We start from the raw sequence: 12,763 nt of genomic DNA on the forward strand, positions 1-12,763 counted from the left end.
GCGGCTGACCTCAGGTCAGCTCTGGTGCACATCAGGTCAGTAGAGGTTGGGCAGCAGCGCGGCGGCGTTCTCGTAGCAGGCCCAGAGCAGCGCGGCCAGCACCGGCGCGAAGGTCAGGTAGGCGGCCCCGCGGTGCCAGTAGCGCACCGCCAGGGTGGCCGCCAGCACGGCGGCCAGCAGCGCCGCCGACCAGAGCTGGAAGGCGGCCAGCGCCCCGGTGTCCTGCGCCAGCGCGTGGTCGGCCGCCACCTGCGCGGGGCGGCCGTAGGGGTTGGGCTGCGGGTCGCCGGCCAGCCGGGCCCCGACCAGCACGGTGCCGGTCGGGATCCAGCCGGAGTTGCTGGTGGTCAGCACCAGCCGGTTGGGGTCGGGGTCGCGTACCGGGTGCGCGCTGTCCCCGTAGACGTTGACGGTGTAGGTGAACTGGCCCTGCCCGGTGGAGACGAAGATCTGGTCGCCGACCCGCAGTTCGGACAGCCGCCCGAACGGCGCGTTGAACGCGGCACCGCGCCCGAACAGCACCGAGACCCCGGCCTGGCCCGGCAGCGCGGTGTCCCGCCGGTGGCCCGGACCGCGCATCAGATCGCGCCCGGTGGTGCCCTCGACCACCACCGCGTGGTGCAGGCCGATCTTCGGGATGTCCACGATCGCCACCGGCTCGCCGTCCACCGCCGCACCGACCGGCGCGGTCGCCTGGGACAGCTCGTAGCGGAAGGTCTGGTAGGCGGCGGCCTGGTAGTGCATCTCCTGCAGCGGCGAGAGCACCGCCAGGAAGACCGCGAAGCCGAGCAGCAGGACCGCGAGCAGCGTCGCCGCCCAGCCCACCCGCAGCACTCGGCGGCGGCCGGCCGGAAGCTGGTCTGACGTGTCGTCAGATATGCGCTCCGGCAAGGTCGGCAGCACCACGGTGTCGTCGGTGGCCGAGACGCCGGCAGCCACCGGGGCCTCGGTCGTCGCGGTCATCGCGGGCCTGCCGAGGAACCGGCCTGCCGGCGGCGCAGCCAGCCGCCGAGGAACGGCGGGACGGCCACCACGGCGAGCAGTTCCAGCGCCGTGATCGTGGTCAGCGTCCAGTCCTGCGGCCGGCCACCGACGTTGACCACGTTGGCGGCCACGTCAGTGGCACCGCCCCCGCCGCCGGCCGGGACCACCTCGCCGGTCTGCGGGTCGATGGTGGTGCCGTCGCCCCCGGCCCCGACCCCGGCCCCGGCCGCACTGCCCACGGCGCCGGCGCCGGAGCCGGCCGCGGCGCTGCCGTCCGGACCGGCGGTGCCGCCACCGGAGCCCCCGCCGCTGCCACCGGCGCCGGTTCCCCTGGTGCTGGTCGAACCGCCCTTGGCGGTGGCACCCTTGCCGCCGGCGCCGGCCGAGCCGCCACCGGTGCCGCCCGAGGAGCCGCCGGATCCGCTGCCCATGGCCCCGGCGGACGCCGAGGGGTTGCTCCGGTCGCAGGTGAGCGGTTCACCCAGCTTGTCGCAGGGGTTCGGCTGCGGGGCGGTCTCCAGGATGATCAGGTTGCCGTTGCTGTCGAAGGTCGGGTTCGGGCAGTTGTTCAGCGTGTTGGGGTCGACGTTCCCGGCGTAGCCCGGGATCTGCGCGACCTGGAGCAGACCGCCGCGGACCAGGCCCCTGGGGATGGGCGAGTAGCCGATCGAGTCGATCCCGCCCTGCCCGGTCGCCTGGCCCCCGCAGAGCACGTAGTCCAGGTACTGGCTCAGCGCGGCGCCCTTGGTGTTGTTGAACTTCGGCGGCGGCGGCAGGGCGTCGTTCTGCCGGGGCACGATCATGTAGCTGTAGCTGGAGAGCGGGTAGGAGCGCGGGTCGCTGTTGGTGTAGACGCCGTCGAGGTTCTGCTGCAGGAAGTTCGGGTCGGTGGGCGGCGTCGGGTCGTCGACCCCGCGGATCTTCGCGGCGGTGAGCGCCACGGCCACGTTCGGCGCGGTGGGCAGCGTGTAGTAGCCGGCCGGGTTGAGCACCTTGACCACCGGCCAACCGCTGTTCAGCGCGAAGGCGTACTCGTCGTAGCCGATCGCGCCGACGTCGTCCTTCGCCTGGATGTAGTGCGCCACCGCGTCGGACCCGTCCTGCGCGACCATCTGCGGGGTGGCCGGGTAGAACTCGGTGTACTCGCCGCAGGTCACCCCGTTGATGCCGGTGCAGTACTGGTCCCACTGCGACTGGTGGGTCTTCTCCATGTAGCGGGTGAACTGGGCGGTGGCGCCGGAGCCGTCGGAGCGGACCACGGGGGTGATCTGGGTGTGCGGCAGCGTCTTGCCGTACGAGGCGGTGATCTTGGGATCGTCCCACCAGGTGATCTTCCCGGTGAAGATGTCGACCAGGTTGTCCGGCGACAGGCGCAGGTCGGTGACCTGCTTGCCGCCGACCTTCAGGTTGTACATGAAGGCGGTGCCGCCGGCCGTGATCGGGACGTAGGAGTAGCCGTACACCGGGTTCTCCGCGTTGCCCTGGCCGCTGCCGTGCAGCTGCTGGCTCGCCCCGGTGTCGGCCTGGGTGCGGAACGGGACGTCCGAGGCGGTGAAGTCGTCCTGGCCGTTGGCCCACTGGAGGCGGCCGGCCGCCGACCCGTTCTCGGTGAAGTTGATCAGCATGCCCCGGTCGGCGACGTCGACGCTCCACTTCTGGATCGCCGGCCCCGCCCAGCTGGACCCGTCGCCGTTCAGCGTGACGGAGGACGAGGCGTACGCGCTGACACTCGGCCCGAGCAGCAGCGCGAGCACGGTGAGCGAGAAGGAGAGCACCAGGGCCAGCGCCCGGCCGGCCCCTCGGCTGGCGCCCGGCGAGCGAACGGGGCGGTGAGCGGTGGCCCACGGCATGGCACTTCTTTCCATGTGGCTGTCTCCGTTGTGGCTGTCTGTGCTGCGGGAGCCGGACCTGACGGCGGGTCGGTTCATCGGCCGGCCGCCTGGCGGGCGAGCCTGCGGCGCTGACGGCGGCTCAGCTCACCCGGCCGCCGGCCGCCGATCAACCGGGCGGTGACGAAGAGGACCAGCACCAGCACCATCAGCGTCAGCGCGGCCGCGAAGCCGCGGGAGACCATCTCCGGGTAGGGCTGGCGGACGTAGTCCCAGATGTAGAGCGGGAGGCTGACCTGGTGGCCGGAGAACGGGTCGTCGTTCATCGCCGAGGTGAAGCCGGCCGTCAGCAGCACCGGCGAGGTCTCGCCGATCCCGCGCGCCATGCCGAGGATCACGGCGGTGGCCAGGCCCGGCCGGGCGGTGGGCAGCACCACGTTCCACACCGTGCGCCACTGGCTGCCGCCGAGCGCGTAGGAGGCCTCCCGCAGGGTGCCGGGAACCAGCCGGATCACCACCTCGGCGGCCCGGGTGACGATCGGCATCATCATCACGGTGAGCGCGAGCGAGGCCGCGAAGCCGCTCGCTCCCATGCCGAGGGTCAGGATCACCACGCCGAGCACGAACAGCCCGGCGACGATGGACGGCAGCGCGGTCATCGCCTCGACGATGGTGCGCACCGGGCGGGCCGTGCGGCCGCCGACCTCGGACATGAAGACCGCCGCCGCCAGGCCCAGCGGCACCGCGAAGAGCGTGGCCAGACCGATCTGTTCGAGCGAGCCGACCACCGCGTGCAGCGCGCCGCCCGAGGTGATCGGCGAGGTCGCGGAGGTCCTGAGCATGGTCTGGGTGAAGAAGTTGGCGTGCTGCGCGGCCTGCAGGCCGCGCAGTGTCAGGAAGCCGAGCTGCTCGACGATCAGCACGGCCAGCAGCAGCCCGGCGCTCCAGGCGACCAGGGTGACGAGCCGCTCGCGGACCACCGGCCGCGGCCACTGGAAGGCACCGAGCAGGTAGCTGAAGCCGAGGAAGAGCAGGTACCAGGCGCCGAGGAAGCCCTGGGCGCCGCTGAGCGGCAGCAGCCGTTCGTAGAGCAGCCAGTCGAGCGCGAGCGAGCCCGCAAGGGCGGCGAACAGCGTGCCGACCTCGGCTCGGGTGACGCCGCCGAGCCGGCGGCGGCGCTCGGGAGCCTGCGCCGGGGGCGCCGGGGCGGGCGGCGCCGAACTCCCGGTCAGCTGGACGGTGGTCACGGTGGTGTCCCCTTCGGGTCCGGCGGGCTGGGTCATCGGGTGCTCTGGTTCATCGAGCGCTCAGGTTCATCGCGTGGTCCGGTTCATCGCGTTCATCGCGATCAGTCCGCCGTCGCGGCGCCGGACCGGGAGCGGTTGACCACGATGCCCGCCAGCACGTTGACCACCAGGGTGACCGCGAAGAGCACCAGGCCGGCCGCCATCAGGGCGGAGAGCGAGAGGCCGTTGGACTCGCTGAACTGCAGGGCGATCAGGGAGGAGATCGAGTTGGCGCCGTGCTGCAGCAGATGGCTCGCGAAGGTGTAGGTCGGGGAGATGATCAGCGCCACGGCGATCGTCTCGCCCATCGCCCGCCCGAAGCCCAGCATCACCGCGCCGATGACCCCGCCGCGGCCGAACGGCAGCACGACGGTACGGACCATCCCCCAGCGGGTGCCGCCGAGCGCGTAGGCGCCCTCCCGCTCGCCCTGGGGAGCCTGCGAGAAGACCTCCCGGCTGAGCGAGGTCATGATCGGCGTGATCATCATCGCCACCACCAGGCCGGCGATGAAGGTGGAGGAGGTGTAGGAGGTCCCGATGTCGCCCAGCGGCACCCGGAGGAACGGCAGGATGCCGCCCAGGTGCATCGCCATCCAGCGGACCAGGCCGATCATGCGCGGCTGGAGGAAGAACAGGCCCCACAGGCCGTACACGATGCTGGGGACGGCCGCCATCAGGTCGACCATCGTGATCAGCGCCCGCCGCAGCCGCACCGGCGCGTACTCGGCGATGAACAGCGCCGCCGCGAGCGAGACCGGCACCGCGAAGAGCAGCGCGACCAGCGCGATCAGCGCGCCGTCCGGCAGCACGGCCGCGATGCCGTAGATGCCGGCGGTCGGACTCCAGCGCTGCGTGGTCAGGAAGGACCAGCCGGTGAACCGCAGCGCGTTGGTGCCGCGCCAGAGCAGGAAGAAGGCGATCAGCCCCATGATCGCGAAGACCGAGTAGCCGGCCATCCGCAGCAGGCCGCGGAAGACCAGGTCGCCCGGGGTGGCGGGCGCCGTGATCACCCGTGGCCGGTCGGCATCGGGCAGCGGGTCGGGGTGTGCTCGAGGGACGGGCGGTGCGGTGGTCATGGCAGGTCTGCTCCCCGGCTCCGATGGTGGTGGGTGGTCCTCGGGCCGGCCGGCCGGACCCCGGGACGGGGGATCCGGCCGGCCGGCTCACACGCACTCAGCGCGCGCCACCGCCAGGACCGCGGCGCAGGCGGGTGACCAGGCGGGCACCGGCCGCCGTGCCGCTGAACACCAGCGCGGCCGGTCCACCGACCAGCAGCACCGCTCCGATGATCAGCACCACCGGGAGCAGCAGCCGGGCCAGGCCGGCCCGGTCCGGCGACGGGGTACCGGCGGCCACCGGCACCAGACCGGGAGCGGCGGCCACGGCGGAACCCGCGGCCGAGGGGGCCGGGCTGCCGGACGGCGCGGGGGTGGCGTTGGGCGCGGGCGGGTTGGCCGCCGTGTCGCCCCCGGTACCGCCGGCGCCGCTGGTGCCGCCGGAGGCCGACTGGCCGCTGCCGGAGCCGGAGTTGGCGGCGGAGCTGTCGTCCGCCGCCGAACCGCCTGCCGCGGAGTTCAGCGCGGCGGCCTGCGCCGTCGGCGACGGGCTGCCCGTCGGGCTGGGCGTCGGGGACGGGGCGGGCGGCTGCTGGTTGCCGGGCAGCGTGCCGTCCTGGACCGAGACGTGCTGGAGGGCGTCCTGCGCCGAGCCGAGTTGATTCTGCGTCAGATCGACGAATCCAGGGCCGAGTTGGCCGGGGGCGCGGCCGTAGAGCTGGCCGCCGCCGGGGTCGGTGACCTGCTGGAAGAAGGTGGAGACGGCCGTGGCCTTGACCGGCGCGAGTCCGGCGGTGGGCAGCATCGCGTACTGCACCATGGCCAGCGGGTAGGCGTTCGGGTCGCGGGAGTAGGCGGTGTCGGGCACTCCGTAGGGCAGCGACTGGGTGTTGGTGGCGGCGCTCAGCGACATGTCGTTCACCGCGGCCTGCACGGTGCCGATCGTCGGCGTCACGAACGACCCGGCCGGGTTGACGAGTTGGGCCTCCGGCAGGCTGTAGGACTGGGCGTCACCGCTGTCGATGATCCCGATCAGCACGCGCTGGCCGGGGAACAGCGCCGGGCAGCCCTCGTTGATGCCGTTGGCGTCGGCCAGCCACTCCTGGCAGCTCGAGGTGTTCTGCAGCAGCATCCGGACCGAGCTGTCCAGCCCGTTGATCACCGGGTTCCACTCGAAGCGCTTCTGGAAGGTGGACTTCTTGTCGCTGCGGATGATGCCGGTGGAGTCCTGCGGGGTGAGCAGATTGGTCGGGTAGCCGGGGTAGGAGGGCCGCTCGTAGTAGGGGTCGACGTGCATGCCCCACGGGTCCGGCGCGCCCTGCAGGAAGGCGGCGGCGTCGGGGTCACCGGCGATCCACGAAGTCAGCTGCTGGATCATGTCGGTGGCGTTGCCCGCCACCACCGGGAGGCTGTCCGGGTTCGAGTCGTCACAGGTCGGCCACTGCGCCGGGGCGATCAGCGAGGGCGGGTTGAGCGCGAGGAACTCGGGGTCCTCGAAGATGCACCGCGGGTTCCCGGTCACCGAGGCCGGCTGGCTGCCCGCCGGGGCCTGCGCGTACGACTGGGTCAACTCCTTGGCGAGCAGCCGGGGGTTGAGCCGCATCTGGGTGATCTGCTGACCTGTCTTCGGGTCGTCCACCAGGAAGACCACCGAGACGGCGGAGTTCGCCAGCGGAACGTAGACGTAGGGCCGTGGCGCGGTGGCGGCGGTGTCCGGATCGGAGGTGAGCGCGACGTCGGCCCCGCTGCCGTTCAGGAACGACTGGCGGGCCTGCGGCTCGCCCTGCGAGGTGTAGCCGGCGTAGATCGGCGCGGCACCCAGGCAGGCACCCGCGCGCCACTGCTGGACGGCCCGCTCGGCCATCGGCAGGCCGGCCATGCTGAAGGTGGTGTTCCCGGACGCGCAACTGGCGGCGGTCGGCGCGAAGTTCAGCGGCACGACGGTCCGGTTCGCCCAGGCGCAGCCCTCGCCCGAGGCGTAGCCGGCGCGGTAGCTGGTGTGGACCATGACCGCGTCGACCGAGGTGGCGATGGACGGGGTGCGGTCGTAGGTGTGCACCTCGCAGTGCAGCGTGCCGGGCGGGTCGTGCTTCAGGAAGGCGGTGTAACCCATGCTGTCCCCGCCGTAGTTCGGCTCCACCACGATCGAGCACTGGTGGGTGGCGTCGCAACCGAGCGAAGGACTCTGATCCCCGGTCCAGGTCTCGATGTTGGCCGATCCGGTGCCGTCCGCGGCGGTCGTCGCGATCGCCATGTTCGACGGGAGGTCGGGCGTCGTGGTCCCCACCGCCGGCTGCTTCTGCAGGAAGCCGTTCGAGGGGTCGGCGCCGTAGAGGGTGGACCCGTAGCAGTCGGTCACCTGCGGATCGGCGCCCCGGCACTCGTAGACGCGGACCGCGTAGTAGACCGAGGTGCTCTTCGGCGTCACCACGGTCGCCGGCGCACCGCCGTTCTGGATGCTGGGGGTGAACCCCTTCCAGGAGACGTGGACGACCTGGTCGGTCAGGTTGGTGGTGGGCGTCACCGTGACGCTGCCGTCCGGCCCGTAGCCGCCGGTGGCACCGGTGCTCCCGGACGGAATCCAGACCGGCGGCCCCTGCTCGGTGAGCGCCCCCGAGTCCGCGTGCGCCTGCTGGACGGTGCCGACGCTGATCGGCAGCACCGCGAGCAGGGCGACGACCGCCCAGGCCACGGTGGCGGACAGCCACGCTCTGGCCCACCAGCCGAGCCCTCTCGGACCTCGGTCACGGACTTTCATCAGGGATACCTCCGGCAGTGCAAGGTGCGGGCGTGCGATGGCTACGGGCATGCGAATGGACCCACGGCTTCCCGTGGGCCCATTCGTCCATGACCACATGACACTTGATGACCGGTCAGGTGTACGAGGCCCCAACTGGGCCCCGATGGCAGGGGTATGCGCCCGGCCGGCGACCCGCCACACGTGCCGACGGGCCCACGCGCAGCGCGTGGGCCCGTCGAACCAGCCGTAACCGTGCGGGATATGTCAGCTGCCGGCGGTGAACGTCAGCGTGCCGGCACCGGCGTGCTGGCGACCCGCGAAGAAGGTGGTGCCGAGGGCGTTGTCCACGAACGCCGCACCCGACGCGTCGACCTCCAGGTCGCTGGAGGTCAGGGTCTGGGTGGTGCCGGTGCCGCTGATCACCGGCTTGGCCGGGTCGAGCAGCTTGACCGCGGTGGTCTGCCCCAGCGGCACGCCGGTGAGCGCCCACTTCGAGGCGTCGAAGGTCAGGTTGTTGAAGATCACGGTCTGGCCGTTGGTCACGTTGACCAGCAGCAGCCCGCCGCCGAGCTGCGCGGCTCCGTAGAAGCCGGACAGGTGCACCGCACCGCCGGTGACCGGGAAGGTGGCCGACAGACCGGTGGTGGTGCTGAAGCCCGGGGTCGCGTTCGGCAGCGCGATCGCCACGATGCCGTTCGAGAGCGAGTTCTGCAGGAAGGTGCTGTCCTCCTGGACCACCAGGCTGCCGGACGGGGCGGTGGCGGCGGGCGTGGTGTCGGCCAGTGCGCTGTCGCTCAGGCCGGTGACCGCGAGGGCGGCGGCGATGGCGACGGTGGCGGCGATTCTGGTGCTGATCCGGCGCATGGTGGTGATCTCCTTCGTGCACGGCGGTGGGCTGGGAGCGGCCCGACGGCCAGGGAGGATCCCCTGGCCGTCGGGTGTGCTGCGGGTCCTGCTGGGTGTGACCGGGCGGTGCTGTGCTGTGCTGCGTCGTGCGGTGCTACCGCGCTGGGCTACCGCGCGGCGCGGTGGGGCGAGTTGGATCAGGAGTGGACGACGGCGCCGCAGGCGAAGGGCGGCAGCGCGGCGAAGCCGTAGCTCGCGATGTCGGCGGCGGCGGTGGTGCTGTTGCAGATCCAGCCGCTGGCGCCGAAGATGTTCTGCAGCGCGGTGGACTGGGTGCCGGTGCCGTTGAACTCGGCGTCACGGACCACGTTGTAGACCGTGCGGCCGTAGTTGGTGCCGGTGAAGGCCGGGTTCAGGGCGCTGCTGGCGATCGGGTTGATGCCGTCGATGTTGCGCAGGGTCAGGTAGCCGGGGGCGTCGGTCGTGGTGGTGTGGCCACCGACGGTCTGGCCGATGTAGTGCGCGGCGGAGTACGGGTAGATCACGTTCGGGTTGTTGAAGACCGAGTCCGTGCCCTCGTTCTCCTCCGGGGTGTAGGCCTGCACGCAGCTGCCGGGGGCAACCGTGGTGCCGCCGCCGATCGCCTGCAGGAAGAAGGCCCGGGTGCCGGAGTTGGACTGCGGGAGGTAGGCCTGGATGGCGGCGTTCGGGCCGGTGTAGCCGGAGACGTCGGTGATCTGGTTCCAGTTGGTGATCGAGCAGGTGTAGATGCCCTTGAGGTCGGCCGTGCTCAGGTTGGCCGGCGCCACGCCCGTGGCGTTGCCCGCCCAGGAGACACCGTCCTGCGCGAAGGCCACGAAGTCGTCGGTGCTCGGGTCGGTGCTCTGCGGACCGCGCGAGGAGCGGGCGAAGTCCACGGTGGTCTTGGTGTTGTTGTTCAGCGCGGAGATGCCGCCGCCGGAGCCGTTCGGGCGGGCGATGGTGCTCGCACCGGTCTTCGGCGTGATGTTGCCGGCCGGGGTGGCGTCCCAGCTGTAGAGGCGCGGCGAGGTGGTGTCGCCGGCAGCGGTCAGCGAGGCGTTGTAGTCGGTCGAGAACTGGTTCAGCACGGCCTGGATGGTGTCCGAGCCGGTGCCCACGATGTCCTGGGCGGCCGGGGTCACGGTCGGGTCGGCGGTGGCCTGGCCGGCGGCGACGGTGGCCAGCGAGGCGGCGATCGCGACGCTCGCGAACAGCTTGGCGGCGGTGTGACGCATGGTGCTTTCCTCCGGTGGGAGAGGCAGGCATGACGTTTCCGGGTGCGGGGTCGAACCCGGTTGCCCGGGGCCGTTGTTGCGTCGGCCCGTCCTGGCGGGACTGATCCTGTCCAGTCGGCGGCGGCGCCGGAAGCTCCCTTCTCATCTGCTCGAGTACCGGTGAACTTTCGGGATTTGTCGACATGAAGGTTTAGTCGCAGGCCCGAATCAGTGGTTCGTGGGCTGTCACGTCAACCCCTGCGGACCCCGCGCTGCCTGACGTTCTTCTCGCGGTGGCGATTCGGGTCGGATCCGGCAACCTGCACGCCACCGGATCATCGCCGCCGTTCACCCGGGCCGGCGATCACCACGGCCAGCGGCCCTCGCCGCCGGCGCCGCTGGTACCGCTGGTACCGCCGGCGCCGCGCAACTCGCGTTCCAGCGCGTTGAGTCCGCTGCGGAAGCCCTCGACGCCCTGCCGGCACTGGTCGCGTCGCAGGTAGCCGCGCGCACTGCGGGCGACGGGTTCCCCGGCGGCGGGATCCGGGCGGGTGGTGCGGGGCGGCAGATAGGCCGACCAGCACCAGGCACGCGCCTGGTCCTGCACGAAGGCATACCGCAGCGAGGCCCGCTCGATGAGCAACTCGCGCAGTGCCGTGACGAGTTCCGACTCGGAGCGGTAGAGCCGTGCGGAGACGGCGAGTTGGCGGCCGTTGCCGGCGGCAAGCGACCAGCCGACCAGTCGGCTCGCGCTCTGCACGGCGAGCAGGCGGGGGCCGCGTACAGCGGGGCGTTCAGGCATCGCCGCCGGATCTCATCGGCGGCAGCGGCACGGCGGGTTCGGCGGGAACGGCAGGCACTGCGGGCACTGCGGATTCGGGCGCGGGTTCGGGTCCGGGTTCGGATTCGGGGGAGCGCTCCCGCAACCCGTCCGGCGGGCCACCCGGTCGCGGCTGCGCGGCGTCGCCCGCCTGCCGTTCCAGCAGCGCCACGAAGCGCCGGAACGCGTTCTGGCAGGTGGCGTACCGCTCATAGGCCCGGTTCGAGCGCGCCTCCGGCACCCCGCGCGAGCCGGGCACCACCCAGATCCAGCCGATCCCGTCTCTCACATGAGTGATACGTGCCGTTAACTCGGCCGCGTCCGCACGCAGTGCCGCGAACACCCGGCTCGCCTCCTGCGGCGAGTCGTACACCGGGGACGAGACCGCGACGATCCGTCCGTTCGGTGCCTTGAGCTGCCACTGGTAACGCCCGTTCGCCGCACGCTCGACCTGAAATCCACCCCGGACCGGGTCAGTGCCGACCCGACCCCCGCCTTCTCGGCCCACCAGGCCCCACCCGCCCCTGTCCCCGGCGCCACACGGCCCCGAGGATTGCCGGGACACGTGGGCGTCGCGTAGAGATCCCGTGCTCGGCACCCAACCGGCCCAACCGTATGTGTGCAGAGCTGGGCACAGATAGGGCCGATCATCGTTCGGCAGGTCTATTGGCCGGGAAGTTCTCTCTCGTTAACGTTCAACTAAATGCGCAACTGAGCTTCCTGGCAAGGTGCTCGCCCGGACCCGGGTCCAGGCGAGCACCTTGCTTCTGACGTTCCGTCAGTTCTCGTGCTGGTCAAGCCCGTCGTAACCGAAGACGTACGGCACGGCCGACTCGCCCTGCCGCGATCGGAAGCTGCCGCTGCCGCGCAGGCCGGTCAGCGCGCCGGTGCCCGAACCGGCGACCACCTCGAAGGAGCAGTGCACGCTGCCGTCCTCGTCGAAGCTGCCGCGCTGCTCGATCACGAAGCTGCCCCGCCGGCCGTCGAGGCTGCCGGTGATCAGCTCCAGGCCGTTGAGGACGCCGGTCCTCTCGGTCACATAGCTCAGCGTGTACTCGCAGACGGTGCCGGCGGCGGTGAGGCCGCCGGTGAAGTTGTTGCTGACGGCGGCACGGGCCAGCCGCGGGGTGGTCGCCGGGTCGCCGGGGCCGATCGGGGACTCCGCCCAGTTGGCGGAGGTGAACCAACCACTGGTACTGATGGCCTCGCTGGTGCTGTTCATGCGCGGTCCTCTCCGGGATTCGGGTGCGTGACCAGCCTCTTCGGCATACCTGACACCTTCTGTCAGGTACGCCGAGCAGAATGGTGGCCATGCGCGCCGATCGGCTCCTCACGCTGCTCCTCCTGCTGCAGAACCGCGGCCCGCTCACCGCACCGGTGCTGGCCGCCGAGCTGGAGGTCTCCGTCCGCACCGTCCACCGGGACATCGAGGCCCTGGGCGCGGCCGGCGTCCCGGTCCTGGCCGAGCGCGGCCCGGCCGGCGGCTACCGGCTGGTGGAGGGCTACCGCACCCGCCTCACCGGGCTCACCGAGACCGAGGCCGGTTCGCTCTTCCTGGCCGGAGCGCCCGGCCCGGCCCGCGACCTGGGGCTGGGCGCCGCCCTCGCCGCCGCCCAGCTCAAGCTGCAGGCCGCGCTGCCGAGCGGCTCGCTGGAGCGGGCCCGGCGGGTCCAGGACCGCTTCCACCTGGACGCACCCGCCTGGTTCCGGGAGGCGGACCCGGTGCCCTGGCTCGGCGACCTGGCGCGGGCCGTGTGTGAGCAGCGGGTGCTGCGCTGCGAGTACCGGCGGTGGAGCGGCGAGGTGCGCCGGGAGCTGCGGGCGCTGGGGCTCGTACTCAAGGGCGGCATCTGGTACCTGGTGGCGGCTGCGCCGGACCTCCCCAGGACCTACCGGGTCGGGGCGGTGGCGGCCCTGGCGACGCGCTACGCGGCGCCGGCAGCCGCGGAGCCGCCGGCACCGGGCTCA

Annotated in this window: 10 protein-coding genes and 1 pseudogene; 1 reads left to right on the forward strand and 10 read right to left on the reverse strand. The window is 72.1% G+C overall.

Annotated features, from left to right (window positions below; genetic code table 11):
* Positions 1 to 36 precede the first annotated feature (36 nt).
* The 10 genes from OG403_RS18525 to OG403_RS18570 form a co-directional block, all read right to left on the reverse strand.
* Positions 37 to 963: a sortase gene (locus OG403_RS18525; protein ID WP_329565792.1), complete on the reverse strand. Its 927-nt coding sequence runs from the start codon at positions 961 to 963 to the stop codon at positions 37 to 39.
* On the reverse strand, positions 960 to 2,849 hold the full coding sequence (locus tag OG403_RS18530) for a substrate-binding domain-containing protein (RefSeq protein ID WP_329565794.1): 1,890 nt from the start codon (positions 2,847 to 2,849) through the stop codon (positions 960 to 962). The genes OG403_RS18525 and OG403_RS18530 overlap by 4 nt, the downstream gene beginning before the upstream one ends.
* 59 nt (positions 2,850 to 2,908) lie before the next feature.
* On the reverse strand, positions 2,909 to 4,060 hold the full coding sequence (gene pstA, locus OG403_RS18535) for a phosphate ABC transporter permease PstA (RefSeq protein ID WP_329565796.1): 1,152 nt from the start codon (positions 4,058 to 4,060) through the stop codon (positions 2,909 to 2,911).
* A gap of 101 nt (positions 4,061 to 4,161) precedes the next feature.
* Positions 4,162 to 5,175, reverse strand: coding sequence for a phosphate ABC transporter permease subunit PstC (pstC, locus tag OG403_RS18540; protein WP_329565798.1), 1,014 nt, complete (start codon positions 5,173 to 5,175; stop codon positions 4,162 to 4,164).
* A 97-nt stretch (positions 5,176 to 5,272) separates the two neighbouring features.
* Positions 5,273 to 7,912 carry a hypothetical protein gene (locus tag OG403_RS18545; RefSeq protein ID WP_329565800.1) on the reverse strand — a complete coding sequence of 880 codons (2,640 nt, stop codon included), beginning with the start codon at positions 7,910 to 7,912 and terminating at the stop codon, positions 5,273 to 5,275.
* A 246-nt stretch (positions 7,913 to 8,158) separates the two neighbouring features.
* Positions 8,159 to 8,758, reverse strand: coding sequence for a hypothetical protein (locus OG403_RS18550; protein ID WP_329565802.1), 600 nt, complete (start codon positions 8,756 to 8,758; stop codon positions 8,159 to 8,161).
* A 179-nt stretch (positions 8,759 to 8,937) separates the two neighbouring features.
* Positions 8,938 to 9,996 carry a PstS family phosphate ABC transporter substrate-binding protein gene (locus OG403_RS18555; protein ID WP_329565804.1) on the reverse strand — a complete coding sequence of 353 codons (1,059 nt, stop codon included), beginning with the start codon at positions 9,994 to 9,996 and terminating at the stop codon, positions 8,938 to 8,940.
* Positions 9,997 to 10,339: 343 nt separating this feature from the next.
* Positions 10,340 to 10,777, reverse strand: a complete 438-nt coding sequence (locus OG403_RS18560; protein WP_329565805.1) for a hypothetical protein — start codon at positions 10,775 to 10,777, stop codon at positions 10,340 to 10,342.
* On the reverse strand, positions 10,770 to 11,393 hold the full coding sequence (locus tag OG403_RS18565) for a YegP family protein (RefSeq protein WP_329565806.1): 624 nt from the start codon (positions 11,391 to 11,393) through the stop codon (positions 10,770 to 10,772). The genes OG403_RS18560 and OG403_RS18565 overlap by 8 nt, the downstream gene beginning before the upstream one ends.
* Before the next feature lie 180 nt (positions 11,394 to 11,573).
* Positions 11,574 to 12,017, reverse strand: a complete 444-nt coding sequence (locus tag OG403_RS18570; RefSeq protein WP_329565808.1) for a DUF3224 domain-containing protein — start codon at positions 12,015 to 12,017, stop codon at positions 11,574 to 11,576.
* 89 nt (positions 12,018 to 12,106) lie between these two features.
* Between OG403_RS18570 and OG403_RS18575 the strand changes: the two are divergent.
* Positions 12,107 to 12,712, forward strand: a pseudogene (locus OG403_RS18575) (helix-turn-helix transcriptional regulator); the annotation flags it as partial.
* Positions 12,713 to 12,763 lie beyond the last annotated feature (51 nt).

Source organism: Kitasatospora sp. NBC_01266 (assembly GCF_036242395.1).
Taxonomy (GTDB): Bacteria; Actinomycetota; Actinomycetes; order Streptomycetales; family Streptomycetaceae; genus Kitasatospora.

What these genes read in the sequence shown, in the direction of transcription:
- OG403_RS18525 (WP_329565792.1), bottom strand. Translation starts at nt 963, where the DNA reads ATGACCGCGACGACCGAGGCCCCGGTGGCTGCCGGCGTCTCGGCCACC.
- OG403_RS18530 (WP_329565794.1), bottom strand. Translation starts at nt 2,849, where the DNA reads ATGGAAAGAAGTGCCATGCCGTGGGCCACCGCTCACCGCCCCGTTCGC.
- pstC (WP_329565798.1), bottom strand. Translation starts at nt 5,175, where the DNA reads ATGACCACCGCACCGCCCGTCCCTCGAGCACACCCCGACCCGCTGCCC.
- OG403_RS18545 (WP_329565800.1), bottom strand. Translation starts at nt 7,912, where the DNA reads ATGAAAGTCCGTGACCGAGGTCCGAGAGGGCTCGGCTGGTGGGCCAGA.
- OG403_RS18550 (WP_329565802.1), bottom strand. Translation starts at nt 8,758, where the DNA reads ATGCGCCGGATCAGCACCAGAATCGCCGCCACCGTCGCCATCGCCGCC.
- OG403_RS18555 (WP_329565804.1), bottom strand. Translation starts at nt 9,996, where the DNA reads ATGCGTCACACCGCCGCCAAGCTGTTCGCGAGCGTCGCGATCGCCGCC.
- OG403_RS18560 (WP_329565805.1), bottom strand. Translation starts at nt 10,777, where the DNA reads ATGCCTGAACGCCCCGCTGTACGCGGCCCCCGCCTGCTCGCCGTGCAG.
- OG403_RS18570 (WP_329565808.1), bottom strand. Translation starts at nt 12,017, where the DNA reads ATGAACAGCACCAGCGAGGCCATCAGTACCAGTGGTTGGTTCACCTCC.